This is a genomic window from Flavobacterium sp. MFBS3-15 (genome assembly GCF_026107645.2).
In the GTDB taxonomy this organism is placed as follows: domain Bacteria; phylum Bacteroidota; class Bacteroidia; order Flavobacteriales; family Flavobacteriaceae; genus Flavobacterium.
In genome coordinates this window covers 244354-271045 of record NZ_JAPCHV010000003.1, presented here as the reverse complement: position 1 = coordinate 271045, position 26692 = coordinate 244354, and the positions used below count along the sequence as shown (strand labels likewise).

The 26692-nt window shown below is 48.0% G+C and carries 23 protein-coding genes; 7 read left to right on the top strand and 16 right to left on the bottom strand.

Annotated elements, in window-relative coordinates; translation table 11 throughout:
- The first annotated feature begins 76 nt into the window (after positions 1 to 76).
- Complete coding sequence (locus OGH69_RS04845; RefSeq protein WP_265173321.1) at positions 77 to 907, top strand: hypothetical protein; 831 nt, start codon at positions 77 to 79, stop codon at positions 905 to 907.
- A 15-nt stretch (positions 908 to 922) separates the two neighbouring features.
- Positions 923 to 1471: a hypothetical protein gene (locus tag OGH69_RS04840; RefSeq protein WP_265173320.1), complete on the top strand. Its 549-nt coding sequence runs from the start codon at positions 923 to 925 to the stop codon at positions 1469 to 1471.
- Here OGH69_RS04840 and queA read toward each other — a convergent pair.
- The 12 genes from queA to OGH69_RS04780 all read right to left on the bottom strand — a co-directional run bounded on the left by queA (position 1438) and on the right by OGH69_RS04780 (position 16939).
- Entirely contained in the window at positions 1438 to 2487 is a 1050-nt protein-coding gene (gene queA / locus OGH69_RS04835) for a tRNA preQ1(34) S-adenosylmethionine ribosyltransferase-isomerase QueA (protein ID WP_265173319.1), read from the bottom strand. The two genes, OGH69_RS04840 and queA, sit on opposite strands and share 34 nt — an antisense overlap.
- A gap of 140 nt (positions 2488 to 2627) precedes the next feature.
- Positions 2628 to 3905, bottom strand: coding sequence for a 3-phosphoshikimate 1-carboxyvinyltransferase (locus tag OGH69_RS04830; RefSeq protein ID WP_265173318.1), 1278 nt, complete (start codon positions 3903 to 3905; stop codon positions 2628 to 2630).
- A 3-nt stretch (positions 3906 to 3908) separates the two neighbouring features.
- On the bottom strand, positions 3909 to 4115 hold the full coding sequence (locus OGH69_RS04825; protein WP_265173317.1) for a hypothetical protein: 207 nt from the start codon (positions 4113 to 4115) through the stop codon (positions 3909 to 3911).
- A gap of 29 nt (positions 4116 to 4144) precedes the next feature.
- Positions 4145 to 4471: a nucleotide pyrophosphohydrolase gene (locus tag OGH69_RS04820; RefSeq protein WP_265173316.1), complete on the bottom strand. Its 327-nt coding sequence runs from the start codon at positions 4469 to 4471 to the stop codon at positions 4145 to 4147.
- A gap of 1 nt (position 4472) precedes the next feature.
- Entirely contained in the window at positions 4473 to 6407 is a 1935-nt protein-coding gene (locus OGH69_RS04815; protein ID WP_265173315.1) for a transglutaminase family protein, read from the bottom strand.
- A gap of 9 nt (positions 6408 to 6416) precedes the next feature.
- The gene (locus OGH69_RS04810; protein WP_265173314.1) at positions 6417 to 8423 is read right to left on the bottom strand and encodes a transglutaminase family protein; all 2007 of its coding nucleotides are present in this window, start codon (positions 8421 to 8423) and stop codon (positions 6417 to 6419) included.
- A 10-nt stretch (positions 8424 to 8433) separates the two neighbouring features.
- On the bottom strand, positions 8434 to 10380 hold the full coding sequence (locus OGH69_RS04805; RefSeq protein ID WP_265173313.1) for a DUF3857 and transglutaminase domain-containing protein: 1947 nt from the start codon (positions 10378 to 10380) through the stop codon (positions 8434 to 8436).
- Positions 10380 to 12284, bottom strand: a complete 1905-nt coding sequence (locus OGH69_RS04800; protein WP_265173312.1) for a DUF3857 domain-containing protein — start codon at positions 12282 to 12284, stop codon at positions 10380 to 10382. Before OGH69_RS04800 ends, OGH69_RS04805 begins: the two co-directional genes overlap by 1 nt.
- A gap of 51 nt (positions 12285 to 12335) precedes the next feature.
- Entirely contained in the window at positions 12336 to 12788 is a 453-nt protein-coding gene (gene dtd / locus OGH69_RS04795) for a D-aminoacyl-tRNA deacylase (RefSeq protein WP_265173311.1), read from the bottom strand.
- Positions 12788 to 13765 (bottom strand): ribosome small subunit-dependent GTPase A, encoded by a 978-nt coding sequence (gene rsgA / locus OGH69_RS04790; RefSeq protein ID WP_265173310.1) that lies wholly within the window; start codon positions 13763 to 13765, stop codon positions 12788 to 12790. The genes dtd and rsgA overlap by 1 nt, the downstream gene beginning before the upstream one ends.
- 319 nt (positions 13766 to 14084) lie before the next feature.
- Positions 14085 to 15749, bottom strand: a complete 1665-nt coding sequence (locus OGH69_RS04785) for a hypothetical protein (protein ID WP_265173309.1) — start codon at positions 15747 to 15749, stop codon at positions 14085 to 14087.
- Between the two features lie 107 nt (positions 15750 to 15856).
- The gene (locus OGH69_RS04780; RefSeq protein WP_265173358.1) at positions 15857 to 16939 is read right to left on the bottom strand and encodes a bifunctional 3-deoxy-7-phosphoheptulonate synthase/chorismate mutase type II; all 1083 of its coding nucleotides are present in this window, start codon (positions 16937 to 16939) and stop codon (positions 15857 to 15859) included.
- Between the two features lie 144 nt (positions 16940 to 17083).
- Here OGH69_RS04780 and gldA point away from each other — a divergent pair, with 144 nt between their 5' ends.
- Both gldA and OGH69_RS04770 read left to right on the top strand, forming a co-directional pair.
- Positions 17084 to 17989, top strand: coding sequence for a gliding motility-associated ABC transporter ATP-binding subunit GldA (gene gldA / locus OGH69_RS04775; RefSeq protein WP_265173308.1), 906 nt, complete (start codon positions 17084 to 17086; stop codon positions 17987 to 17989).
- Positions 17990 to 18093: 104 nt separating this feature from the next.
- Entirely contained in the window at positions 18094 to 19089 is a 996-nt protein-coding gene (locus OGH69_RS04770) for a metal-dependent hydrolase (protein ID WP_265173307.1), read from the top strand.
- 149 nt (positions 19090 to 19238) lie between these two features.
- On the opposite strand, the gene OGH69_RS04765 is transcribed toward OGH69_RS04770, so the two are convergent.
- Positions 19239 to 20033 (bottom strand): DUF2797 domain-containing protein, encoded by a 795-nt coding sequence (locus OGH69_RS04765; protein ID WP_265173306.1) that lies wholly within the window; start codon positions 20031 to 20033, stop codon positions 19239 to 19241.
- A 40-nt stretch (positions 20034 to 20073) separates the two neighbouring features.
- Between OGH69_RS04765 and OGH69_RS04760 the strand changes: the two genes are divergently transcribed.
- The 3 genes from OGH69_RS04760 to OGH69_RS04750 all read left to right on the top strand — a co-directional run bounded on the left by OGH69_RS04760 (position 20074) and on the right by OGH69_RS04750 (position 22488).
- Positions 20074 to 21606 (top strand): GH3 auxin-responsive promoter family protein, encoded by a 1533-nt coding sequence (locus OGH69_RS04760; protein WP_265173305.1) that lies wholly within the window; start codon positions 20074 to 20076, stop codon positions 21604 to 21606.
- Positions 21607 to 21616: 10 nt separating this feature from the next.
- A complete protein-coding gene (locus tag OGH69_RS04755) occupies positions 21617 to 22201 on the top strand; it encodes a hypothetical protein (RefSeq protein WP_265173304.1) in 585 nt (194 codons plus the stop codon).
- 104 nt (positions 22202 to 22305) lie between these two features.
- Positions 22306 to 22488, top strand: coding sequence for a hypothetical protein (locus OGH69_RS04750; protein ID WP_265173303.1), 183 nt, complete (start codon positions 22306 to 22308; stop codon positions 22486 to 22488).
- A gap of 515 nt (positions 22489 to 23003) precedes the next feature.
- Here the strand turns inward: OGH69_RS04750 and clpX are convergent.
- The 3 genes from clpX to tig form a co-directional block, all read right to left on the bottom strand.
- Positions 23004 to 24236 carry an ATP-dependent Clp protease ATP-binding subunit ClpX gene (gene clpX / locus OGH69_RS04745; protein WP_265173302.1) on the bottom strand — a complete coding sequence of 411 codons (1233 nt, stop codon included), beginning with the start codon at positions 24234 to 24236 and terminating at the stop codon, positions 23004 to 23006.
- A gap of 73 nt (positions 24237 to 24309) precedes the next feature.
- The gene (gene clpP / locus OGH69_RS04740) at positions 24310 to 24993 is read right to left on the bottom strand and encodes an ATP-dependent Clp endopeptidase proteolytic subunit ClpP (RefSeq protein ID WP_265173301.1); all 684 of its coding nucleotides are present in this window, start codon (positions 24991 to 24993) and stop codon (positions 24310 to 24312) included.
- A gap of 95 nt (positions 24994 to 25088) precedes the next feature.
- On the bottom strand, positions 25089 to 26414 hold the full coding sequence (gene tig / locus OGH69_RS04735) for a trigger factor (RefSeq protein ID WP_265173300.1): 1326 nt from the start codon (positions 26412 to 26414) through the stop codon (positions 25089 to 25091).
- Positions 26415 to 26692 lie beyond the last annotated feature (278 nt).

Below are 26692 nucleotides of genomic sequence, written 5' to 3'. Positions count from 1 at the left end.
TATGATTTTAATCATTTTGGAACAAACTTAAAAGCCGCTTAAAATTTTTTGTAGCTTTATCAAAATCTGTAGAACAATGAAACTATTGCTACCCACTGCGGCATTCCTGCTATTAGTGCTGGCTTCGTGTAAAAAAGAAAATACTGCCGGCAATACCGTCACAGGAAATGCCACAACCGCCGATACCATCAACACGCAATTAAAAAGCGTGGCAAGAGCAATGGACGGCCTGTGGATAAGTGACAACTACCTCAGCGGCATCGAAAAAACAAAATCAATTTACAGCAATAAAGAATATGGCACGGTAAACCGCCTGTTGGGCTTTACGCTTTACAAGGACAGCCTGTCTACCGGGACGACAGAACTTTTAGGCTTTACAGAGCATGAAGGCGGCATAGTATATCCATTACTTTATAACGAAGCCAACAAGCAATTTGTTTACGACCCAAAGCGGGCATACGAACTTGACGGGCCAACGCAGCTTTCCCTATACCCTGCTGAGGGTGGCCTCATCGAAATCGCCTACACCCAACCCAAGTCGCAAAAAGACCGGTTCAGGAAAATTGGCGATTCGAAAAGTGACATTGACCTGCTTGACGAAACGCTAAACCAAATGCTGTTTGAAGGAAACTATACCGATGGGGCAGGCAATACCGTAAGTTTTACCCGTGCAGGGAAGGTATCAGGCATCAAGGGGATTGACCACTACTACCTGCTGTATGATTTTGGTGAAGGCCTGGAGTTTGATACTGTTTTCTTTTGGCAGGGCGAAAGCAACGGCGACCGCGTTACGTATCATTTTAAAATTGACGGAAAAACTATAAAGCTCTATGCTACCGGACTAAACGAGGAAAAAATGGAATATGCCATTAGTAAAGAGCCGGTGTTTATATTTTCAAGACAATAACAACCAATTTAAATCATGAGAAAAGCAATTTACCTTGTTGTACTGCTTATTTTTACGGCATCCGCATTTGCCCAAAAGATCACTGAAAAAGACCTGTTAGGCACATGGGATCTCAACACGTTTGAGACTGATGGTGTGACAATCGATTATAAAAATTCTGAAATTCTCCTTTCCAAAAAGATGAAGGAAAAGTATGGGGACAAGGCTGAATCGTTCCGGAAAATGATGTCCGATGAATTAAAAAAGGACAAGCCGAAGCCGCAGGAATTTTTTTTTGAAAACGAAAGCAAAGTAGTGTTCCGCAAGGAAGGCGATGAACCCCTGATATGGCATTACTCCCTATTTGAAAAGGACGGAGCGCAATACATTAAAATGAATGGCGGCGACTTTAAAATGACCATCGCCGGTAAAGTGATTACCCTTTCGGGCACACAAAACAACGGGGAGGAAATAACAATGACCTACGAAAAAAAGAGAAAAGAAATAAAGCAGCCCGAAAGAGCTGCTTTATTTCTATATAAAATCTGTACTTACAGTATCAGCATTGCATCGCCATACGTATAGAAACGGTAGCCTTCCTTGATGGCTTCGTCATACGCCTTGCGCATAAGGTCGTGGCCAACAAATGCCGAGATCATCATGAGCAGGGTCGATTTTGGCGTATGGAAGTTGGTGATCATGCAGTCGGCTACGCTAAAATCATATGGCGGGAAGATAAACTTGTTGGTCCATCCCACATAGGGGTTTAGCGTCTTTGCCGATGATACCGAGCTTTCCATGGCACGCATGGTAGTAGTACCTACGGCACATACCTTTTTCTTGCCCAGCTTGGCCTTGTTCACGATATCACAGGCTTCCTGCTTAATGATAAGCTCTTCAGAATCCATTTTGTGCTTGGAAAGGTCCTCCACCTCAACCGGGTTGAACGTACCAAGGCCCACGTGCAGGGTAATCTCAGCGAACTCAATGCCCTTTATCTCCAGCCTTTTCAGCAGGTGCTTCGAAAAGTGAAGCCCGGCAGTAGGGGCCGCAACGGCACCTTCCTCTTTAGCATATATCGTTTGGTAGCGCTCGGCATCTTCCGGTGTTACCTCGCGGTTGATGTATTTCGGTATCGGGGTTTCGCCCAGCTCGGTAAGCTTGTTGCGGAATTCCTCATACGAGCCGTCATAAAGGAAACGCAGCGTACGCCCGCGCGATGTAGTATTGTCAATCACTTCAGCCACAAGCGAATCGTCGTCGCCAAAGTACAGCTTGTTGCCTATGCGTATTTTCCTTGCAGGGTCTACAAGCACATCCCAAAGGCGCTGCTCTGAGTTCAGTTCCCTCAAAAGGAACACCTCGATCCTGGCGCCGGTCTTTTCCTTGTTGCCATACAGGCGCGCAGGGAATACCTTGGTGTTGTTGAGCACCATTACGTCGCCTTCTTCAAAATAATCCAGTACGTCCTTAAACAGTTTGTGCTCTATGGTCTTTGTTTTCCTGTCTACCACCATAAGGCGTGCTTCGTCCCTGTTTTCCGCAGGAAATTCGGCAAGAAGCTCCTTCGGCAGGTTGAAATTGAAGTTTGATAATTTCATGTATGTAGCTTTCTAATCTAACAGGCCGCCTTAATTGGCATGCCCGGCATTTTTTTAGTTGCGTGCAAATATACTACCCCGAAACAGGCGTTGTCAAGTGTTTTGCCATTTATTTATGAAATCCCTTTGAAAACAAGCCTTTACAATGCCGTAATTTCGAAGCCGAGACGCTTTAGGTCGTCCCAGAATACCGGGTAGGATTTCGACACGACTCCCGCATCCTGTATGATGATGTCCCTTTTTATGGCGAGCGGCGCAAAGGCCATGGCCATCCGGTGGTCGTTGTAGGTTTGGATGGGATCCTCTCCCCAGCCCTCTCCAAAGGAGAAGGAGCCAAGATGCAACACTCCTGCTGTAAATAAGCTGTGTGGGTATAGTGTTAGGGTATCATCGGTTATGTCGACCTTTGCGCCCAGTTTCCCGAGTTCGGCCTTAAGGGCGGAAAGACGGTCGGTTTCTTTTATTTTCAGGGTATGAAGTCCCGTGAGGTGGCAGCCTATGCCCAGGCCGAAGCAGGTTACGGCGATGGTTTGGGCGATATCCGGAGTGTTGTTTAGTTGACAGTTGACAGTTGACAGTTGCCGGTTTTCCTTTCGTAGTGTAATAGTGTCGTTGTCAAATTTCGTTTCCACGCCCAGTTTCCTGTAGATATGCTGCAATGCGCTATCACCCTGGAGGCTGTCTTTTTTATAGGATGATAATGTTATGGCCGTGCCTTCCGGTGACAATGCGATTATCGAATAAAAGTAGGATGCCGAACTCCAGTCGCTTTCCACGGTAAGGTTGATGGTTGCCGGTTGCCGGTTGCCGGTTGCCGGCTGAACAATAATCCTGTTACCTTGGAAATTTGCGGCAATGCCGATTTCCTTCAACAAGGCAAGCGTCATTTCGATATAGGGCCGGGAGGTGATTTCGCCTTCAAGGGTAAGTTCAAGGCCGTTATCAAGCCTTCCTGCAATTAGGAGCAACGCGGTAATGTACTGGCTGCTGATGTTGGCCGGCAGGGTCACCCTGCCACCGGAAAGTTTTCTTCCGATAATCTTCAAAGGCGGAAAACCTTCCTCTTCGGCATATTCTATTGAAGCGCCAAGGCTGCGAAGCGCATCAACCAAAATGGCTATGGGGCGCTCCTTCATCCGTGCCGAACCGGTAAGCACCACTTCCCTGCTTTCCTGCTGGGCATAATAGGCGGTAAGGAAACGCATGGCTGTACCGGCATGGTGAATGTCAACCACATCGTCATTGCCCGCAAGGGCTTTCAGCATCACCTCGCTGTCATCTGACGAGGAGGCATTTTCTATTGTAATACCGGGAAAAAGCGCCTGTAACAGCAACAGCCGGTTGGTCTCGCTCTTGGAACCGGAGATCTTAATATGGCGGTTGGCAACAGCGACAGGTAATGTGAGCCGGATATCCATGGCTTATCGTTTTAGCTTTTCCCTCCTGGCCACCATGCGCTTGCGGAATGGCTCCATGACAAAGGTGTGCATCAATGCCATGCCAAGAGTCCAAATCATGATGAAGCCCCAATTTGACGCAAGGCTTCCCATGGCAATGTATACCATGAGTATTCCAAAAAGGAAGTAAATGATAATGCCTGCTATGAACTGGGCTAATTTGGCTTTCATAAAAAATGCTTTTGCTAAAAGTAGCGATTTTAGCGCAGCTTTTCGTTGTTATGATGGCGGTCGTGGTCGCGTTTGGATTTCAGGTCCATTTTTTTATCAAAGGCTTCCTGAAGGTTTACCCCTGTCTGGTTGGCCAGGCAAAGCACTACAAATACTACGTCGGCCAGCTCTTCGCCCAGGTCTTTGGCTTTGTCGCTTTCCTTTTCGCTCTGCTCGCCATAGCGGCGGGCAATGATGCGGGCCACCTCGCCTACTTCTTCGGTAAGCTGGGCCATGTTGGTAAGCTCGTTAAAATAGCGTACACCGTGTTCCTTTATCCAGTTGTCTACAGCTACCTGTGCATCCTGTATGTTCATCTTATTTCTTTTTAAGTACTATTTTCTCGTTTTGTTTTTCCACTACTTTCGCAAAAAAGTCCCTCAGCGTGCTGTAATAGCTTTGCGATACATTGGCAAAATTGATCTCGAGCGATATGCCCAGCTGGATCACGTTGCCCTTAGCGGTACTGTTGTATTTAAAGCTGCCTATGTTTTCTTCCATGTTTATCACTACAGGCTTGGGAAGAAACTCTACGGTATAGCCATCGGGCAACGTTAGCGTAATGACATACCTGTCCTGGTACGGAAAGCCAAAATCTACCGGATACTCGCGGGTTTCTTTAGTAAACGGGTTCTGCTCCATGGTAAAGAACAGCATCGGGTCAAGGTAGATCTTATCCCCCGCCGCTTCGGCACTGCCGGTACTGACAAACGAATAGGTCTCTGATGCCGGTTTTGACACATCGTTCAGGTTTTCTACACTATAGTCAGTGATTTCGATGCTCCTAAATTTCTTCTCCTTTTTTTCGGCCTGGCTTTGGGTTGCCAAGCCTGCATTTTTCTCCCTGAAAATGTAGCCGTAATAATCATAATGCTGTTCCCTGGCCCGCCCTGAAACCTTTCCGTCGGCATCTACGGCAGCAGTTATGCTTGTAATGTCGCGCGAGCCCGTGCCCGGCATCAGGTCAACTTTAAGGCTCGAACCGTCATTGCGTATCATGCGCCCCTCCCAGTTCAGCACCCTTAGCGGCAATATTCCTGCCGGCGCGTGCCTGCTTGTGGCATCGAGCAATACAATATCTTTACCATTTTCAACCCCCGCCACCACATAGTTATAGGCGGCACGGTTCGGAAACATTGCCACACCGTTCGACCTTGTGCTTACCAGCACCGGATTGGCCGGTATACCTGCTTCCCTCAGCATCGCGGTAAGCATCAGGTTAATTTCCGCCGAATTGCCGGTTTTGTCCTCATAAGCCTTCCGGACACCTTTCTCGCAGTAATAGCTGGTTTCTCCATTCCAGTTCATCCGAGAACTTACATACCTTAAAATGGCATCGGCTTTTTCGGCCTGGGCGACACCCTTCAGCAGCGTTGCCAGATCTTCCTTAAAGTAGGCTGCCTGGCGCAGTTCCTTGCCAAAATCATCGTCATCGTATATCCTTTTTGTTACCGACTCCCACGTAGTGGCATATTCCTCGGTACCCGACGGGAAATGGGTCGATGCCAGTTCGTGCATCAGTATGGAAGTATAATTTTTAAGGTTGTTCACATAGTTCTCTTCCTTAATGGCTTTTACCTCTTTGGCCGTAAAGGTAATCACCGATTCATTAAACCGGCCGCCCTGGCCCAAACGTACTTTGGGTTCGGTCTGGTCTACTTTTACATACCCGCTCAGCACCCGGTTATAATTGAAGTATAACGGCACGGCAATTTCATACGAAACAAAATTGGCAGGGATGTCGTACTGGAAGTACCAGTCCCTGAAAACGGTAAAATAAGGCGTAACTATGGTGTATTTGTATTCAATCACGCTGCCTTCCTTCACGTTGGGCAGCGTTATGGTACGCTGGCTGTAATTTTCCTCTACCTTTTCCTTAAACTCACCGTCGCCTTTCAGCTTCGTCTTTTCTATTTCGCCATTAACAAGGTTATAGGTGCATGCATCCGAGTAAAATGCCTTTACCGTCTTGCCGCCCGTATAGTAGGTAAGCTTATCGGTGGCATACTTATACCCTTCTTTCTTATAAATCTTTATCCTGTACTCTACATCGGTCACCATGGTCCAGTACCCGTCGATGTCGAGCACAAAATAGGTTTGCCCCTTTTTACTGAGTATCGCCGCCGGGGCCGATGTATCTGCCGGGTGGAATTTTTCTTCCAGTTCTTTACGGCTGACTTTCCCCAATTTAAAATCCTGGGCAACGGAAGCAGCAGATGTAAAAAGCAATAAAAGCAGCAATAATCTCTTCATGCTACTAAATTATACTTTTTTCAGCACAACCTTCTCGTTTTGCTTATCAATCATCTTTTGGAAGAAATCCTTAATGGTTGGGTAATAATCCTGCGATATTGCAGCACGGTTGATGTCCATTACCACACCCAGCTGCAGGCTGTTATTTGACACGGCAATGTTGTATTTGAACGACCCCATGCCATCTTCCATAACCACATTAACCGGTGCAGGTGAGGACTCTACCACATAACCGGCAGGCAGTGCTATGGTTATCATGTATTTATCCTGGCGCGGAAAGATGAAGTCAATCGGGTATTCCCTTTTTTCCTGCCTGAACGGGTTTTCATTCTGCGTCAGGAACAGCATCGGGTTAATATAAATCTTATCGCCAATGATGTCGCAAACACTGCTGTGGCTGAACTCATATTCCTCGAGTACGGGCTTACTGCTCAATTTGTCGTCCACAATGTTATAATTGCTCACCTCAAGGCCCTTATGTTTTTTCTCCAGGCGCTCCATGTTGCTTTCCTTGGTCACCCCGCTAAAGTTTTCCCTGAAATAGTACGCATTGTGGTCGTAAAACTGCCCGCGTGCCTTGCCTGTAAGCTTGCCCTGGGCATCAAGCTGTGCAGCAACATTCACTACCTCCCTGGCACTTGCCTGCGGCATAAGGTCTATAGCCTCCGAGCTTCCGTCTTTCCTTATCAGTCTGCCCATCCAGTTGATGGCACGGGTTGGCAGGATGTTCGGCATGGCCGATTTTGATGTAGCATCCAGCAGCAGCAGCTTGCCGTCTGCCTCAACCGCCGCAATAACATAGTTGAACGCTGTCCTGTTCGGGAAAAGCGCAATCATTTTCGAGCGCGTGCTTACCAGTACCGGATTGGCATTCAGGCCCGCATAGCGCAGCATTGCCGTAAGCATCAGGTTGATCTCGGCAATGTTGCCTACTTTGTCAGTATAAGCCTTCCTTACGCCATCGTTGCAGGAATAGCCGGTATAGCTGTTCCAGTTCATCCTTTCCTTCACGTACCCAAAAATGGCATTTACCTTATCGGCAGCCGTAGTTTTACCGGCCAGCAGCGCATCGATATCTTTATCAAAATAGCCTGTCTTGTTGAGTTCAGGGCCAAAATCGTCATATTTGTATATGGTGTTCACCACATCTTCCCATGTTGACGAATAGGACTTCACGGGAGAATTCGGGTACTTCACCATTGTCAGCTCATGCTCTACCCCCGCAGTATAATTCAGGATGTTGTTTACAAAGCTCTCATCTTTCAGGGCAGGCAGGTTTTCCAGCACATAGGTTACCTGCGCCTCGTTATATTCAATCTTGTCGGAAGAGAACGTGGTTTTGGTTACACGGCCGTCGGAGCGCTCTTTTGAGTTGATGATTATCGACCTGCTGTTTGATGTCCTGTTAACTTTTGGCACAAGGAATCCCCTGAAGTTGACATTGTACATGTAGTATTCCGGAATTTTGGTAACATATTCCGAATGGTTTACCGGAATGCTCTCCTGGAACTGCCAGTACGGGAACTTTTCGATGAATGGCGACCTTATGGTATACCGGTACTCAATGATGCTGCCTTCCTTCACATCAGGCAAGACGATCTTTTTCTGCTTCCAGTATTTATTAACCTGTTCGTCAAATTCGCCCTCGCTTCTTAGCTTGGTTTTTTTAACAGCGCCGTCCACAAGGTTGTAGGTCACGGCTTTCGAAATGTCAATGGCTTCCTTAGCGCCCGATGTGCTGTAGTACGGAATTTCCTTATTGGCCCATTGATAGCCGTCCTTATTGTAAATCTTTATTTTCACTTCCACTTCGGTCATCAGCTCAAATCCGTTCTGGTCAGAATATACCATATAGGTTTGCCCTTTGCTGAACAATATGGCGGCAGGAGCCGATGGATCAGTCGCATGCGCTTTCTCTTCCAGTTCGGCTTTGGTCACTTCGCCAAGCTCATATTTTTGGGCTTCGGCAGAAAAACCGGTAATGAGGAATGCGGCAATTAATTTTAAAAGTTTCATTATGGTTGGTTTATTGGTTTTTTACAAGTACTATCTTTTCTTTTTGCTTTTCAATCATTTTGCTGAAGAAATCTTTCAGCGTACGGTAATATTCGTGCGACACCGTAGGGAAATTAATGTCGAAAAACGACGAAAGCTGGATGGTGTTCCCCTGTGCAGTGATGTTGTATTTATAACTCCCTATGTTTTCTTCCATTACCATCGTAACAGGTTCAGGCATCGATTCTACCCTGTACCCTTCAGGCAGCGTTACGGTAATTATATGCCTTTTTTGCAGGGGGTATATAAAATCTACCGGATAGTTTCGGGTTTCGCCGGTAAACGGGTTCTCCTGTTCGCTAAAATGCAGCATGGGGCTAAAGTATATCTTCCCTCCCATCAGGTCGGCATGCATTGAATCAGTAAAACCGTATGATTCCGACAATGGTTTTGCCGGGTTCTTATCGTTGGACAATTTATAGTTGCTTATGGTCACCCCTTTGTTCATCGACTCCAGCTTTTCCACATACTCCTCCATTTGCAATGTTGCCAGCATTTCCCTCAAAACATAGGCTACATAGTCTGCATACAAATCGCGTACCTGCCCGGAAACCGTTCCGTCGGCAGCTATCGCCGCAATTACATTCACCGTTTCCCTCGAATTCATTTTCGGGGTCAGGCTTATTTCACTGCTTTCCCCGTCCTTTTTAATCAGCCGCCCAACCCAGTTCAGTGTACGGGCCGGCAGGACGTCGGGCATGGAATACTTGCTTGTAGCGTCCATAAGCACGGTATTCCCATCTATCGTTACGGATGCAATAACATAGTCATAGGCATATCGGGTAGGAAATAATGCCACCCCGTTTGACCGCGTGCTTACCAGCACAGGGTTGGCATCAAGCCCGGCATGGCGCAGCATGGCTGTAAGCATCAGGTTGATTTCAGCCGCATTGCCCGACTTTTCAGAATAAGCTTTTTTCACACCCCTGTAGCAAAGGTAGCCAGCCCGTTTGTTCCACGACATTCTTCCCCTCACAAACGAGAAAATGCTGTCTGCCTTCTGCCTGGCCGTATATTCCGGCTTTACAACCAAATCGATATCTTTCTCAAAATAGGAATTAAATTTAAGCTCCCTCCCAAAACGATCGTCTTCATATATTTTTTTCGCAACGGTAACCCAGTCTGTCGAGAGTTTCAACGGCGGAAAGTCGGGAAATTGTACGGATGCGATCTCATGCTTTAATATCGATGTGTAATTATCAATATTGTTCACATACTCCTCATCTTTTATTGCCGGGACATTAACCGCTTTATACGAATAATGCCTTTCGCTCACATCCGTCTTTTTATTGAATGTAATGCTAAGTGGCTTCTCTTCTATTTCGACGAAGCCCGTCGAATAAATATTATAGGTGAAATAGGTCGGTATGATAACATCATACCTTACATCATCTACAGGTATGTCAAACTGGAAGTACCAATCATTCAGCGCACCAAAATGAGGTGTCTTTATTGTGTACTTATATTCTATTATGCTACCCTCCTTCACATTGGGCATTGCAATTTTTTTTATGGTGAATTCCTCCTCAAACTCTTCCTCAAACTGGCTTTCTTCGTTAAGAGGTGTTTTCTCAATTGCGCCGTTTACAAGGTTATAAGTAGCTGCTTCGGAGAAAAACCCTTTTGCCCTCCTGCTGTCAGAAAAGTATAAAATCTCGGCGTTGGCATATTCATAGCCTGCCTTGCGGTATATTTTCAGGCGCGTATAGACCTCTGTGACCATCACCCAATCATCGTTTTTCTTTTCAAACCAGGTTTTGCCGTAACGGTATTTGTAAGCCGCCGAAGCGGTGCTGTCCACCGGGTGTGCGGCTTCCGAAAGATCGCTTACCGTAACCGGCGGCGGCTTTGGGGTAGCTACCTGGGCCTTCAGCGGCAGGGTGGCAAAAAGTATGGTGACAAGGAATGCCCTAAACATTATTTTGTATTTTTAACCAATACCACTTTCGCATTGTCATTCCTGGCAATCTTCTCGCGAAACTGCCTGTAATTCTCATACTCCGCGCTGTCATAAAAGCCTTCATTGATGGTTAGCGAACGCTTAAACAGCATCTGCGTAGGGCTTACCATGGCATACTCGGCGGTATAGGTGCCAAATTTTTCGGTAATGGTAATGTTCTCCGGCCTGGCGTCCATGGTAAATCCTTCCGGCAGCGATATGGTTATCTCATCCGTATCATAAAAACCCCTCGGTATCTCAAACGGGTTTTTGCGGTCGCGGTACCTTTGCGGCACGTGCGAGAACTGGTTGAATGCATTTACGGCAAACATCATCATGTTGCCGCTCCTGCTGCAATAGTTCTCTGCTTCAAGGGCAATGTCCTCCACAAATTCCTGGCTGTCCTTATTGTTTTTAAGCGCTGTTTTCTTCAGTTTCAGGTTACTTATGTTGCTAAAGCCCGATTTGTAAAATTCATCCAGCTCATCTTTGGGCTTCGATTCCAGCACATACTTGCTGTCATACTGCGTGCCTTTCGAAGTAATCACTACCCCGCCGGCCAATGCCCCGTTTTCAGTTATCGTATAATTACCCTTAGAAACCTGGCTATTGCCCATTTTGTCATATATGGATGTGCGTACCAGCTCACTCTTTTCCGGCTTGACCACCAGTGCCATCCTGTCGTCGGTAAAGTCGCCCTGGAACCCAAACGGCGTCACCTGGCTTGTACATTCCAGCCAGGTATATTTCTTTCCGTCCGGAACGGCAAGTATCATGTGGTTGCCCTGCATGCTCACAAAGTCTTCCCTCATGTCGCGCTTGTCATTGCCACCGTATACCACGACACAGTAGGAGTCTACGCCCACAGCCTTCAGCAGCGCCCTGGCATAATTGCTCAGCGCCTTGCAATCGCCGTATCCAAGCCGGTCCACATCTTTGGCCAGCATGGGTTTCCATCCGCCTATGCCCAGCTGTATGCTCACATAGCGGGTTTTCCCCTGCATGTATTCGTACACTATTTTTGCTTTTTTCAGCGGGTCGGTCTCGCCGCCCACCAGCGTTTTGATCTTGGCCTGCGTTTCGGGCGAAAGCTCATCGGTGCCGGCAATCAGGCTGCTGTACATCCACGAACCCAGGTTTTCCCAGGTGTCTGCCTCGCCATCCACGCCCTCAAGCTGGAATTTCTTCACACCAAACAGCACATGGGGTACAAACCTTTGGTACGATGGCGAAAAATCCTCACGCTTTGGCGCCGGGATATTGGCCGCCGACAATGAAAGCCCGTTGGGGATTTCCTTTTTTTCGAAGGGCTGCCCCTCAAAATTGAATTCCTTATGCCGCAACCCAAGCTCAGGGTTGCAGGTAATCGTAAATTCCGACTTCTCAACTGATGCGTAAGACCCCTCCAGGGGCGACCAGCGTGGCAGGAATGCCGTATTGGAGGTTTGTGTTTCGCTTGTGTACACTACGGTAAACGGGTAGGTCACCGGTGTATAATCAAGATATATCATCCTGTTATCAGTGATCACCGAACCTTCCGAAACAGCCCTGTCCTTAAAATCCTTCTGCTTTATTTTTTTGATCTCCTGCCCGGCGGCGTTGTATATCACCACCCGGATGTCTTTTATGCTTGTCGACTTGTCGTAGTATTCCGATGCGTCAATAAAATCCTGCCCATTTGCATTAAGTACGGTAACCACGCGGGTTTTCTTTACGTTCATCGACCTGCGGGATGACAATGCAATATCGGTGCGGTCCAGCCGTATTATGGCATTGGCATTTTCGGTTAACGGCTTTGGGATTGAGGAAACTGCCAGATTTTCCTGCGCAACGGCATTAAGCTGCAAAAACAGCATCAAAAACAGGGAAATTCTTAAAAACATGTTAAAGTTGATTTTTGTCAAAAATAGTTGATTTTACTAAAAATCAAAATTTTATTCCCTGTTTTTGGTATCGATGAGGATGGTTACCGGGCCGTCATTCAGGAGTGCCACCTTCATATCGGCGCCAAACTCCCCGGTTTGAATCTTTTTACCCAGCTCCTGCTCCATTTGGGCTACAAATTTCTCATACATAGGGATGGCAAATTCGGGTTTGGCAGCTTTTATGTACGATGGGCGGTTGCCTTTTTTGGTTGCAGCGTGCAATGTAAACTGGCTTACCACAATGATGTCGCCATCCACATCCTGAACCGATAAGTTCATTACCCCGCCGTCATCGCCAAAAATGCGCAGCTTCACGATCTTGGCTGCCAGCCAGTCGATGTCTTCCTGTGTATCGGCATCCTCAACACCTACCAGGATCAGCAGACCGGTGCCAATCTCGGCTACTTTATTACCCGATATGGTTACCGATGCTTCGGTTACGCGCTGGATAACGGCCCTCATTATTCTTCCATGCCGTTATCGTTATTTTTCCCGTCGGCATACTGGTCGGTGCGATAATGCTCGTCTTCGCCTTCCAGCATCTGGAGGTAGCTGCGGTAGCGGGACCATGCGATTTCGTCATTTTCCAGCGCATCTTTTACAGCACACTGCGGCTCTTCCTTGTGAAGGCAGTTATTGAATTTACACTGGTCCTTGAGCGCGAAAAATTCCGGGAAATAATCGCCTATTTCCTCCTTTTCCATGTCTACAATGCCAAAGCCGCGTATCCCCGGGGTATCGATGATCTTCGCGTCAAAATCAAGGTCGAACATCTCGGCAAATGTAGTAGTATGCTGCCCCTGGCTGTGCTGCTCGCTAATCTGCTTCGTTTTGAGGTTCAGGCCCGGCTGCAGGGCATTCACTAGGGTCGATTTCCCAACGCCCGAATGGCCTGAGAACATGCTCACGCTGCCCGTCATTTCCTCTTTCAGCTTTTCGATGCCCTTGCCTGTCGTCGATGAAACGCGAAGGCATTTATAGCCGATCCTTTCATAGATGAACTGCAGGTACAACTGCTCATCGAGCATGGGGTCGTCAAACGTATCGATCTTGTTGAAGATGATGACGGCTTCTATGTCATACGCCTCGGCAGTAACCAGGAAACGGTCGATGAAGCTGGTGGTGGTTGGCGGGTTGTTGATGGTAACCAGCAGGAAAACCTTGTCGATATTCGACGCGATGATGTGCACCTGCTTGGACAGGTTGACCGACTTTCGCACAATGTAGTTCTTGCGCTCGTGGATGTTTTGTATCACACCGGTAGTAGCATCGGAAGTCTCATCCAGGTCAAAATCCACAATGTCGCCCACGGCAACGGGGTTGGTGCTCTTGATGCCCTGTATGCGGAATTTCCCCTTGATGCGGCATTCATACACTTCGCCCTGCTCCGTTCTTACGGTATACCAGCTGCCTGTAGATTTATAAACCAGTCCTGTCATGCCGCAAAGATAAAGAAAAACAGGGGTAAACTGCGTTAGATTTTTTTGTCGCGAACCTGTCCTGCGGCTGGCAGGGTTACACAAATTGTAAGGAGATATAATTTCATCTTGCTGGTCATTTCGAGGAGGCACGACCCCGCCAACGCGGGGTAAACTAAAGCGATCTTTCCATGTGACATGCCTAAATTACGAATGAAAGATTGCCGCGCTCCGTAAACTGCGCTCGCAATGACGGTGACAGAATCATATCTCTAATTAAATAGTAAAAAAAATGCCGCTACTACTGCAGCGGCATTTCAACAATATGGAGAAAGGTTAGTTAATCTTCGAGCACCATCCTGCCCAGCTTGTCGGCTTTTTTCCTGGAAGAATAGATGATGTATTCGTTATCCGACACCTCATAGCTCACCCCCGGCCTTAGCACCAGGGCATCCTTAACAGCCTCTTCGGGGTCTTTGCGTACAAAGTTGCCATCCTTATCAAAAATGAACAAAGTTGGCACTGCTTTGTTGGGGCTATCCATTTTCTTCATGTCATCTCCATTGGTAATTCCTTTGTTCTTCACATTATCATTGAACATGATACTCAGCTCACCATTCTTGTATATGGGCAGCGCGCCAAGGTACTCCGGCCCGCTTCCCATTTGTGCGATGGGGATAGCAATAGCGCCGCCTACAGAAAAATTATCACTAATACTACCTGCGCCAAGTCCTAAAAACATGGTGCTTACCGTAGCCACCTGTGCTTTAGGCACGACATTGCTCCATTCGTGGGTGCCGTCTGCCGAGAGTGACGTCACAATGATTGAGGCCTTTACATATGTTATTGACGAAACACCAACGCCAACACCCCCTATACCAATGCCAGCGCCCTGTCCTACCATCCTCATCTGGAATTCCGACAGTATGGTCATACCCCCGTCGGCTCTTCCTATTACATGGATGATGTTATACATCGGGGCGACATCCTTGTCTTTTTTTGCCCTGCGCTCGCCTATCAGCTTCGCTTTGGTCTTTTGGTCAAACTGGTTGAACTTTAGTGCAGTTGTAGTGTTGGTTTTCAGGTCGATGGTTGCAGCATATACACCCTCCAGGTCTTGATTTACCCTCCCTTTTTCATCAACACTCAGGTAAAAGCCCATAAGGTGCAATTCATTACCCGATGGCACAATCTGGCAGTTTTGCGGGTAGCGACCTTCGGAATTGATCGTAATTACCTCTTTGGCATAGCCTTTTGTGCTTTTGTACGCATGCACTTCAAATGTTTCAAAGCGCTTCTTGCTCTTCTTGTCGCGGTAGCCCTCGTTTACCACAACATATATGTCGTCGTTAAGCCCCACCTGGAAATCAGGGATATTAAAGGTTACTTCTTTTTTCTTGTCGTCTTCAAAAACAACTTTCTCTGTAGTATCAAAAATGGTGGTGAGGTTATCATCAAAAAACTTGATCTGGTAGTTTACCGCATCCTCTTTTTTGATTTTCGCCGCATGCATGACAAGAAGGCCTGCCTCGTCCTGTGTGGTCCTGAAAAAGAAACTTCCCATTTCGCTTTTCTTTTCCACCGGCACTTTAAACAGTACTGTACCATCCGTACCAAGTTTACCGGCTTCTGAAAGCGGTGTGGCTACAAGGCTGTAAGCCTTTTCCTTGCGGTTATACACGCTGCCCAAGGCATACAGCTTGCCGTTAAGCAGGTATATATTCTCAAATTCTACTTCCTTGTCTTTAAGATCCGGAAGCTTTATTGGACTGGATGACAAAAGCTTCATGCTTTTTCCATCGAAAATCTTCAGGAAATAGTCGTCTTTTTTAAGGCCTACCCCGTAAATTTTGCCATTGGCCTCGCCTAAAATTTCAACAAGCGCCTGCTTGTCGTCGGGCAGTTCTTCACCGTAGGTAATATTGACTTTGTCGAGTTTGTTTTGGGCATGCAGCGAACCCAGCCCCAAAAGCAGGGCGGCCAAAACGATTTTTGCTTTCTTCATTGTGTAATGGTTGGTTTAATAGGGTATTTTTCAGTACGCTATACTACAAAAAGAAATTGATGTGAAGAAAGCTGAAAATGTTAAATTTTAACTTTTTGTTAGGAATTCTAGTCGTTGATGATTTTTTCCTGGTGCATGATGCTTTCCTGGTGTATGGCCCTGAAAAGCCGCAGGATAAATTCCTCGCTCAGGTTCTCCGTAAGCCCTTCTTCCTTCATCTTTTCGAGCACCTCTTTCCACCGCATGTTTTGAAGCACGGCCACATTGTTTTCCTTTTTCAGGCTGCCTATCTCATCGGCAATGCGCATCCGTTTGCCCAGCAGCTCGATGATCTTGGTGTCCAGCCCGTCGATACGGAAACGCATTTCGCGCAGGTACCCGTTGAATTCGTGCGAATCATCAATCCGCTCCCGTACCACAAGGCTTTCGAGTATTTCCTTCAGCCGTTGCGGGGTTACCTGCTGTGCGGCATCGCTCCAGGCTTTGTCGGGATTGTTGTGGGTCTCGATCATGAGGCCGTCGTAGTTCAGGTCGAGCGCCTGCTGCGATACCTGCTGTATCATGTCGCGCCTGCCGGTTATGTGCGACGGGTCGCAGATAATGGGCAGGTCGGGAAAACGCCCGTGCAATTCTATTGCCAGCTGCCATTCGGGAATGTTGCGGTATTTGGTTTTTTCGTAGGTGGAAAACCCGCGGTGTATCACGCCCAGCTTACGGATGCCCGCATTGTACAGCCGTTCCACGCCGCCCAGCCAAAGTGCCAGGTCGGGGTTCACTGGGTTCTTAACGAGGACTATCTTATCGGTTCCCGCCAGCGCATCGGCTATTTCCTGCACGGCAAAAGGGTTTACCGTGGTGCGCGCGCCTATCCAAAGCACATCGATATCGTGTTCCAGCGCCAGCTTTACGTGGGTAGCGTTGGCCACTTCCACCGCCATCAGCAGTCCGGTTTCGGCTTTGGCCTTTTGCAACCAGCCCAGCCCTATTGCCCCAACCCCTTCAAAACCGCCGGGGCGGGTGCGCGGCTTCCATATCCCTGCACGGTAAATGCTTACTTCCGAATCTTTCAGCTGCCTCGCGATGTCCAGCACCTGCTCCTCGGTCTCGGCGCTGCACGGCCCTGCTATTACCAGCGGGCGCGACAGCTTAAAGTCGTCAAGCCACCGGCGCAGGCTTTTGTCGTTTTCCATTTTATCGATCATGGTACAAAATTACGGGATTTGGGGGAATAAATTTAGTCTTGTGTCCGATGTCAGAAGTCCGATGTAGAATTTGTGATTTGGAATTTGCGATTTGGAATTTGGAATTGTTATTTTTGCTCAAAATCAAAGGCTATGTCTATAGAGGTTAAGGATATTTCCAAAAGCTACGGCGAGCAGAAAGCGCTCGATGCCGTTTCATTTTCTGTCAGTAAAGGGGAGATTGTGGGCTTCCTGGGACCCAACGGTGCCGGAAAATCGACCCTGATGAAAATCCTTACCACCTACATCAATGCCGATGGCGGAATGGCAGCTGTAAATGGCAACGACGTAACCGAACAGCAAAAGGCGGTGCAACAGTCGGTAGGCTACCTGCCCGAGCACAACCCCCTGTACCTGGACCTGTACGTACGGGAATACCTTGCCTTTAACGCCGATGTGTACAAAGTGAAAAAATCGCGCATCGACGAGGTGATCGCCCTTACCGGCCTTACCCCCGAAGCGCACAAAAAAATAGGACAGCTTTCCAAAGGCTACCGACAGCGTGTGGGCCTTGCCACGGCACTGCTGCACGACCCGGAAGTGCTGATACTCGACGAACCCACCACCGGGCTCGACCCCAACCAGATCGTTGAGATACGCGACCTGATAAAGAACATCGGCAAAGATAAAACGGTATTCCTCTCCACGCACATCATGCAGGAGGTAGAGGCGATTTGCGACCGTGTGATCATCATCAACCACGGGAAGATCGTAACCGACAAAAAACTGAAGAACCTTGTAAAAGAAGATAAAAAAGGCCAGGTGATCGAGGTGGAGTTCGACAAGGCCGTTACTACCGAGCTATTGCAGACGCTGCCCAACCTTGCGGCATCCAACAATACCAAAGGCAACACCTGGGAACTTGCATTCACTACTGAAGACGACATGCGCCCCGTGCTGTTCGACTTCGCGCAGGCGAACGGGCTCAAGACCTTACAGCTTTCGCTGAAGAACAAGAATTTAGAGACGGTGTTCCGGGAAATGACGAGGAAGAAGTAGTTTTCAGTCACAGTCGCAGTTTACAGCAGACCTCACCCCCAACCCCTCTCCTTTGGAGAGGGGAGCGAGCTTCACTCATTCCCTAAAATCAGCACAATCATTTTATGGACTCCCTTACCCAAATTGCCCTCGGTATCGCTACCGCCGAACTATACGCCGGCGATAAGCTCGGCCGCAGGACCTTTTTGTATGGGGCTATATTGGGAACACTACCCGATCTTGATATTGTAGTTGGTAAATTCCTCGATCCGGTTAGTGGGGTTGCCATCCATCGCGGACTGAGCCATTCGCTGTTTTTATTCATGGCGATTGCACCGCTGCTTGGCAGAATCATTGCAAGAATGGAGAAGGGCCGCATAAGCTTATCGAATGCGTCAACGTTAGCTTTCTGGTGCCTGCTTACGCATGTGTTGCTGGATATGTTCACTTCGTGGGGCACGCAGGTATTCTGGCCGCTGCCGCACCGTGTTGCTTTTAAAACCATCTTTGTGGTCGACCCGCTGTATACCGTGCCGCTGCTCACCTGCATCATCATCGCCTGGCGCAAGAAAGACTTTGGTTTACGCAAAAAGTATGTCCTTCGGGGTGTTTACATCAGTTCGGCCTACCTGGCGCTGACGTGCGGCATCAAGCTGTATGCATGGCAAAAATTCGCGAATGCACTCGAACAGCAAAACATCGCCTACAGCGGACTCATCGTAAAGCCTACCGCCTTCAACTGCATTTTATGGAATGCCAATGTGGAGACTGAAGATGCCTACTTGCTCGGGGATTACTCCTTATTCGACAGCCGGCCCATTACGTTTAAGCGTTACCAAAAGAATATCGCATTAGCAAAAGACCTTGCCCGCAACCGCGATTTCCAAACCCTGCAAGACGTGAGCGAAGGCTGGTACATCGTAACCAAAAACAACGGGCAGTACTACTTCAACGACCTGCGTTTCGGGTTGCTGAATGACGACCCGGCACATCCGCAATTTGCTTTTAGCTATGTTTTTAAAGAGGAGAACGGGATCCTGAAAGCTTACGAAGTGCCTAAGGAAAAACGTGATGGCAAAAAATTGCTGAAGGGGATTTTGGAAAGGATTGGAGGGAATTAGTTCGCAGTCGCAGTTTTCAGAAGTCCTCACCCCCAACCCCCTCTACAAAGGAGAAGGGGCAGCTTCACTCGGAGCGGAAGTTTGGAATGCTTTTATTTTGTTTGCCTGAAAACCTGCACTAAGCTGAGAATTGCGACTGCGACTTAAGACTACACATTCACCTGCACCACAAACCCCTCATACGAGCGCACATTAAACACCGTACCATCCTCAAAGATCAGGTATTGCCCCTTGATGCCTACAAGCTTTCCGCTAAAAATCGGCGTGGTGGCTATGTTGAGGCTTTTTATCTTTTTAGGATATTCCAGAACGGGATATTCAAGGGTGTATAATTTCTCAGGGGTGGTATCGAAATAGTCTTTAACCTCATCCGGCAGGTGGGCGCGGAACCGGTTGCGGTGCAATATCAGGTCGATGGCATTGATCTCATTGCACAGCATCTTTTTCCAGTTGATCTTATCCGAGCAATGGTTTTTCATGGCCACCTCGGTGATACCGGCCAGATAACGGTTGGGTACCTCTACAAACGGAATGGCCCACGAGGCCCCCTGGTCGATCCAGCGTGTGGGCACCTGGGTTTTGCGCGTTACGCCCACTTTAATGTCGGATGCCGCGGCAAGGTACACCACGTGCGGCTGCAGTTGTACTTTCTTTTCGTAGTCCAGGTCGCGGTCAGCAATATCCAGGTGCGCGGTGCTCAGTTCGGGGCGCATGATCCAGTCGCCGGCAGCAGGCGAGCTGTAAAAGCAGTCGTAGCAAAAGCCTGTGCGGTATATCTTCTTCTTCTTGGCGCAGTTCAGGCAGCTGTAGCCCATGAAATTGATCTCAATGTCCTTTCCCAATAACTGGTTCACGTTCAAAAAGCTATTTTCGAAAACCATGTAGTATTGTATCGGGCTGCCGGGCTCGGTTTGCATTTTTGTGAGTACGCCTTCGTATTGCATTGAAAAAATTGGTATATTTAGGGCATAAAGATACTAAAATATGGCATTGCCGATCATCAATTCGATTGCTTCCTGGATACTGAAAAAACGTATCCACCAAATGGAATTGTTCATGAAGTACCCTAATGAAGTGCAGGAAGAGCTGCTGATGAACCTCATCCGCAACGCCGAAAGCACGCTCATAGGGTTGAAATACGACTTTGCAACCGCACGCAACTACAGGGCCTTCGCCGAAAGGGTGCCGGTGTCGACCTACGAGGACCTCGAGCCGCATATTGAGCAGACCCGCCGTGGCGAGCAGAACGTTTTTTGGCCTACGCCGATAAAATGGTTTGCCAAATCGAGCGGCACGACCAACGCCAAATCAAAATTCATTCCCGTGAGCACCGAAGCGCTCGAAGACTGCCATTACAAGGCCGGGAAAGACCTGCTGTGCCTGTACCTCAACAACAACGAGGACTCGCAGCTGTTTACCGGCAAAAGCCTCCGCCTGGGCGGGAGCAAGCAGCTGTATGAAGACAACAATACGTTCTTTGGCGACCTTTCGGCCATCCTTATCGATAATATGCCGATATGGGCCGAGTTCAGCAGCACGCCAAGCAACCGCGTATCGCTGATGAGCGAGTGGGAGAGCAAGCTGGCCGCCATCGTACAGGAAACCATACACGAAAATGTAACCAGCTTTGCCGGCGTACCGTCGTGGATGATGGTACTGCTCAACCGCATACTCGAGGAAACCGGGAAAACCAACCTGCTTGAGATATGGCCCAACCTCGAAGTATACTTCCACGGCGGGGTGAGCTTTGAGCCCTACCGCGAGCAATACAAGAAGATACTGCCGAAAAGCGATTTCCAATACTACGAGATATACAATGCCTCCGAAGGCTTTTTTGCGATACAGGATTCCAACGACAGCAATGAACTGCTGCTGATGCTGGACTACGGCATTTTCTACGAGTTCATCCCGATGGATACCTTCGGGACACCCAACCAGAGGGTCATCCGCCTGGCCGATGTGGAACTGAATAAAAACTACGCCATCGTCATTACCACCAATGCGGGGCTGTGGCGCTACATGATAGGCGACACGGTACGCTTTACGTCGCTCAACCCGTACCGTATCAAGGTGACAGGCCGTACCAAGCACCACATCAACGTGTTTGGCGAGGAGTTGATGGTGGAGAATACCGATACCGCCATTGCCAAAGCCTGCGCCATAACCGGGCTGGAAGTGATCGACTATACCGTGGCCCCCGTATTCATGCAGGGAAGAGAGAAAGGCGCGCACGAATGGATCATCGAGTTCAGGCAGGCGCCTGCCGACGCGGAACATTTCCGCACCGTGCTGGACGAAGCATTGCAAACACTCAACTCCGACTACGAAGCCAAGCGCTACAACAACATGACACTGAACCCACTGGTGCTCAACGTAGCACGGCCAAAGCTGTTTTACGACTGGCTCAAGGAGCAGGACAAGCTGGGCGGGCAGCACAAGATACCAAGGCTTTCGAACGAAAGGCATTACCTGGAACAGCTTAAGGCGATGCAGCTTGAGGACGGACTGATGGCTTAAAAACATCCTTATGACAAAAAGAGTATTATACTGCCTGCTATTCTGTACTGCATTGGCAAATGCGCAGGAAAAACAACTCAGGAATAATGAGGAGCGGGAAAATGATTCGGCTATACAATTATTCGAAAAAGAATACCTAAAACAGGAATACGACACTTTTGAAGGCAAGATCACGGTAATTGACCACAACACCATCTTGTTTGACAACAAAACGTTGCTTGGCAACATTCCTGCTGAATATCTGTCGATTTTTACAAAAGGAATATTCTACCCCCAGCTATTGCTCGGAAACGCCGAAAACACCCCTGTTAAAAGCGACTCTGAATATAAGTCATTAAGCGAGAAGGAAAAATTCGCCTATATCATTTCACGCAATGACACCATGAAAATCTATGGGTTTGAAGAACTAAAGTTTCTTCAGGTGTCGCCAAAAGTAAAGCGTTTCAGGTTCCGCTATTACAGGCAGGGATTTACCAATCCGACGATCTACTTTATTGAACTGACCAATGAGGAAGCGAATGAGCAAACCAGCCCGGAAACTTTTATCAAAGGTGCAAGGCTGACTTTTTTAACAGATGGCTGGATCATGGTATAGAAAGAGTGCAGGACCGGAAGGTAAAAAACTTTAACACAAACATTAACAGCAATTTATACTTTGGCATTACCTTTGCAATTAGTATAATAAACCGAAATGATATAATGAAAAGGAAAACGCTCTTAACACTTGCCGCTACCGGATTAGTATTATTAACCTCCTGCGGGCCCCAGGTACACCGCTACGGCTGCAACAGGCGCCGCTGCATCGTACAGAACGAAACGAAAGAAAAAACACCACTGCCCGCCGCCGGGCAGATAGCCAAAAAAGTAAAAGCCACCGTATAAGGGTGGCTTTTTTTGTTATTTTATTCTAATGAGTTAGCATTTTTCCATTTCGAACGGAGTTTACGGAGTGAGAAATCTCGACTAACTGAAACCTTTTGAGATTTCTCCTGACGTCGAAATGGAAGAACGTGTTCCGATTACGATGCCGTTTTCAAACGTTTCAATGCCGTAGGTTTCTGTCATTTCGACCGTAGCGCAGCGGAGTGGAGAAATCTCAATTTATCTTATCAAAGCCAGATTTCGTGTCATTTAGACCGCAGCGGAGTAGAGAAACCTCACATCCGCAATTACTTCTGAGATTTCTCCTATCGTCGAAATGACAGAGTCCATGTCACTTCGAGTGCAACGCATTGGAATCGAGAAACCTAACGAAGTGGTTCAGCGAAGGTAAATCTCAGTATGAAATAAATCTTGTCCATTTCCATAATTGCAAAAGCCACCGTGTAAACGATGGCTTTGTTTGCTTTTTACTATTGAGATTTCTCCTGGCGTCGAAATGGAAGAACGTGTTCCGGCTAGGATGCCGTTTTCAAACGTTTCAACAACGTGCGGTTCAGGTGGTGCTCCACATAATCGCGGTCGATGTGCAGTTCCTTGTCGTCTGATCCCGGCAGCTCGTACATCGCTTCGGTAAGGATGGCCTCGCATAGCGAACGCAGTCCCCTTGCTCCCAGCTTGTATTCCAGCGCTTTTTCCACAATATAGTCGAGTGCATCGTCTTCCACGGTGAGCGCTACGTCGTCCATTGCAAATAGTTTCTGGTACTGCTTTACCAGGGCGTTCTTCGGCTCAGTCAGGATGGCGCGCAGCGTTTCCCTGTCCAGCGGGTCCATGTGCGTAAGCACCGGCATACGCCCGATGATCTCGGGTATAAGCCCGAAGTCCTTTACGTCCTTAGGTATGAGGTACTGCAACAGGTTGTCCTTGTCGATGTTGTCCGCATTTTTGGAGCTGGCATAGCCCACCGCCTGGCGGCCCAGCCTTTTGGATATGATGCGCTCAATACCGTCGAACGCGCCGCCGGCAATAAACAGGATGTTTTGGGTATCTACCTCGATGAACTTCTGGTCCGGGTGCTTCCTTCCCCCTTTCGGCGGAACGTTTACCACAGTACCCTCCAACAGCTTGAGCATGGCCTGCTGTACGCCCTCTCCCGATACGTCGCGGGTAATAGACGGGTTATCGCTCTTGCGGGCAATCTTGTCAATCTCGTCGATGAACACGATGCCGCGCTCGGCTTTCTTCACATCATAATCGGCGGCCTGCAAAAGGCGCGTCAAGATGCTCTCCACGTCCTCGCCCACATAACCGGCTTCGGTCAGTACCGTGGCATCCACAATGGTAAGCGGCACGTTCAGCATGCGCGCAATGGTTTTTGCCACCAGCGTTTTGCCCGTACCCGTTTGCCCCACCATCAGGATGTTGCTTTTTTCAATTTCCACGTCATCGTCGCCCTGTTGCTGCATCAGCCTCTTGTAGTGGTTGTACACTGCTACCGACAACACTTTCTTCGTCTGGTCCTGCCCTATCACATACTGGTCAAGGAAGGCCCTGATCTCTTTTGGTTTTTTAAGTTCCAGTTCGGCAGCCATGGCGGTCGACCCGCTCTGGCGCAATTCTTCCAGCACAATGCCGTGCGCCTGCTCAATGCAACGGTCGCAAATGTGTGCGCTGATCCCTGCTATGAGCAGGTTGGTTTCCGGCTTTTTCCTGCCGCAAAAGGAACATTCTAATACTTCTTTCGCCATCTGTTTGTTTGCTTATACAACCTAAGACGCATTTATAGCGGCTAAGGTTGCGATAAGCTTAAAATTTTATTTTTTATTCCCTGATCAAAACCTCATCTACCATCCCGTACTCCTTAGCTTCGTGGGCCTTCATCCAGTAATCCCTTTCGCTGTCCTTGTGTACCTTCTCAAAGCTTTGGCCGGAATGCTTGGATATGATCTCATACAATTCCTCCTTCAGCTTCAGCATTTCGCGAAGGTTGATCTCCATGTCGGTAGCCACGCCCTGCGCACCGCCTGACGGCTGGTGGATCATTACCCTTGAATGCGGCAGTGCCGAACGCTTGCCCGCGGCGCCTGCACAAAGCAGTACCGCACCCATAGATGCCGCCATGCCGGTACAGATGGTAGCCACATCGGGCTTGATGTACTGCATGGTGTCATACATGCCAAGGCCCGCATATACGCTTCCGCCCGGCGAGTTGATATAAATCTGGATATCCTTCGAAGCATCGGTGCTCTCAAGGAACAACAATTGTGCCTGCACGATGTTGGCCACCTGGTCGTCGATGCCTGTGCCCAGGAAAATGATCCTGTCCATCATGAGGCGCGAGAATACGTCGATCTGCGCAACGTTCATCTGGCGCTCCTCCATGATGTAGGGCGTAAGGTTCGTTGGGTTCATCGGCGTAACGCGGCCAATCATCTTGTCATAATATAAGTTATTCACACCGTGGTGCTTGGTGGCATATTTCCTGAATTCTTTACCGTAATCCATAGTTTGTGTAATAATTTTTTTAGTTTATTAAAAGAAACGAAAAAACGTCAGCCCGTTATGGCCTGACGTTCAAAGATACTCATTTTTCACGAGAATTATTCCCCGTACATTTCTTTAATAAAGTCCTGATAAGTAACCTCTTTGGTTTTATATTTTACTTTTTCCCTGAAAAGGTTAAGCATTTTTTCGCTCATCACCTGCTCCGAAAGGCGCTTCACTTCATCCTTGTTCGAAAGTACCCTTGCCACGATTCCGTCAACATCGGCATCGCTTGGGTTCAGCTGGCCAAACTGTGCCATCTGCTTTTTGATAACCTCAGCTGTATAGGCTTTAAGGTCCTCAAAAGAAAGCTGAAGGCCGTTTTCATTAATCACTTTGCCTTCAATCAGTTGGTAACGCAGCCCGTTCTCTGATTTTTTGAACTCTTCCTCCGCCTGCTCAGGAGTAAGCGTCTGCTCACCTGCCGTCTGGAGCCATTTTACAAGGAATTCAGCCGGAAGGTCGAACTTCGTGTTTTCTATAAGCGACTCGGTAACATCGTTAAGGAACTTTTGGTCGGCCTGCTGTGCAAATTGCTGCTCGGCATCTTCCTTGATCTTTGCTTTAAGCTCTTCTACCGAAGACACCACGCCTTCGCCAAACAGCTTATCGAAAAGCTCCTGGTTAAGTTCCGTCTTCTCGTGCGTGTTGATTTCGTCGATAGTGAAGTTCACCTCAACATCAAGGCCGTGCACGTCGTCATGTCCTACCGCAAGGTAATCCATCAATTTGTGGTCGTCGTCAAAAAGGCCTTTGGTACCGATGGTCACCACATCGCCTACTTTCTTGCCGATGAATTTTTTGGCAGTCTTCTTATCTTTGAAAATCTCAGTCGTGATCGTTGTCCTGTTGTTGATGCCTTTTTCCTCGTTAGAGAAGGTACCTACGATGTCGTCGCCCTCCTCTACCGTATCCTTAGACACCAGCTTGCCGTATTGCTTCTGGATGCGCTCTACCTGCTCATCAAGCATTTTGTCGTCGGCAACAATGTTGTATTTCGTTACTTTGTTCTTGGCGCCAAGGTCTACAGAGAACTCAGGGGCAAGGCCAAGCTCAAACTCAAAAGAGAAATCGTCAGCATCCCAGTTGAAGTCTTCCGTAACTTTCGGAAGCGGGTTGCCAAGGATGTCAAGCTTCTCCTCAACAAGGTAATCGTTAAGCGATGATTGAAGCAGCTTGTTCACTTCGTCAAGAAGCACGGCTTTGCCATATTGCTTCTGGATAAGGCTCATTGGCACAGCGCCTTTCCTGAATCCGGGGATAGAAGCGTTCTTCCTGTAGTCTGCAAGCACTTTATCTACTTTCGGCTTGTAATCGTCTTTCGTAACCGATACGGTAACCACCGCATTCAATGCATCTTTATTCTCTCTTGTAATATTCATTCTACTATGTGTTTATACCATAAAATTGGGTGCAAAAGTACTTTTTTTTTGCAACGTGTACAAGTTTTTAAGTCCGGGCAGAAAAAAAACAAAAAAGGGTGTTTTTCGTTATGCAGGGTTACCTTGTCCGGTTTTCGGAAAATGGGACGGGATTTCAAAAATGGGTTTAGAATTTTGGACAGAAAAGCGGGTGGTATCCAATTTTTTAAAAAATGAGGAACCATTACCTCAAAAATCATCCTGAATACCCTCAGGATTCCTATTGGCTATACCCTAAA

Bases quoted from the DNA above. Each gene is read 5' to 3' on its own strand.
- OGH69_RS04760 (WP_265173305.1), top strand. From the start codon at position 20,074: ATGGCATTGCCGATCATCAATTCGATTGCTTCCTGGATACTGAAAAAA.
- OGH69_RS04770 (WP_265173307.1), top strand. From the start codon at position 18,094: ATGGACTCCCTTACCCAAATTGCCCTCGGTATCGCTACCGCCGAACTA.
- OGH69_RS04785 (WP_265173309.1), bottom strand. From the start codon at position 15,749: ATGAAGAAAGCAAAAATCGTTTTGGCCGCCCTGCTTTTGGGGCTGGGT.
- OGH69_RS04815 (WP_265173315.1), bottom strand. From the start codon at position 6,407: ATGAAGAGATTATTGCTGCTTTTATTGCTTTTTACATCTGCTGCTTCC.
- OGH69_RS04820 (WP_265173316.1), bottom strand. From the start codon at position 4,471: ATGAACATACAGGATGCACAGGTAGCTGTAGACAACTGGATAAAGGAA.
- gldA (WP_265173308.1), top strand. From the start codon at position 17,084: ATGTCTATAGAGGTTAAGGATATTTCCAAAAGCTACGGCGAGCAGAAA.
- OGH69_RS04780 (WP_265173358.1), bottom strand. From the start codon at position 16,939: ATGGAAAACGACAAAAGCCTGCGCCGGTGGCTTGACGACTTTAAGCTG.
- dtd (WP_265173311.1), bottom strand. From the start codon at position 12,788: ATGAGGGCCGTTATCCAGCGCGTAACCGAAGCATCGGTAACCATATCG.
- clpX (WP_265173302.1), bottom strand. From the start codon at position 24,236: ATGGCGAAAGAAGTATTAGAATGTTCCTTTTGCGGCAGGAAAAAGCCG.
- OGH69_RS04765 (WP_265173306.1), bottom strand. From the start codon at position 20,033: ATGCAATACGAAGGCGTACTCACAAAAATGCAAACCGAGCCCGGCAGC.
- OGH69_RS04750 (WP_265173303.1), top strand. From the start codon at position 22,306: ATGAAAAGGAAAACGCTCTTAACACTTGCCGCTACCGGATTAGTATTA.
- OGH69_RS04800 (WP_265173312.1), bottom strand. From the start codon at position 12,284: ATGTTTTTAAGAATTTCCCTGTTTTTGATGCTGTTTTTGCAGCTTAAT.
- rsgA (WP_265173310.1), bottom strand. From the start codon at position 13,765: ATGACAGGACTGGTTTATAAATCTACAGGCAGCTGGTATACCGTAAGA.
- OGH69_RS04810 (WP_265173314.1), bottom strand. From the start codon at position 8,423: ATGAAACTTTTAAAATTAATTGCCGCATTCCTCATTACCGGTTTTTCT.
- OGH69_RS04840 (WP_265173320.1), top strand. From the start codon at position 923: ATGAGAAAAGCAATTTACCTTGTTGTACTGCTTATTTTTACGGCATCC.
- OGH69_RS04830 (WP_265173318.1), bottom strand. From the start codon at position 3,905: ATGGATATCCGGCTCACATTACCTGTCGCTGTTGCCAACCGCCATATT.
- queA (WP_265173319.1), bottom strand. From the start codon at position 2,487: ATGAAATTATCAAACTTCAATTTCAACCTGCCGAAGGAGCTTCTTGCC.
- OGH69_RS04805 (WP_265173313.1), bottom strand. From the start codon at position 10,380: ATGTTTAGGGCATTCCTTGTCACCATACTTTTTGCCACCCTGCCGCTG.
- OGH69_RS04755 (WP_265173304.1), top strand. From the start codon at position 21,617: ATGACAAAAAGAGTATTATACTGCCTGCTATTCTGTACTGCATTGGCA.
- OGH69_RS04825 (WP_265173317.1), bottom strand. From the start codon at position 4,115: ATGAAAGCCAAATTAGCCCAGTTCATAGCAGGCATTATCATTTACTTC.
- tig (WP_265173300.1), bottom strand. From the start codon at position 26,414: ATGAATATTACAAGAGAGAATAAAGATGCATTGAATGCGGTGGTTACC.
- OGH69_RS04845 (WP_265173321.1), top strand. From the start codon at position 77: ATGAAACTATTGCTACCCACTGCGGCATTCCTGCTATTAGTGCTGGCT.
- clpP (WP_265173301.1), bottom strand. From the start codon at position 24,993: ATGGATTACGGTAAAGAATTCAGGAAATATGCCACCAAGCACCACGGT.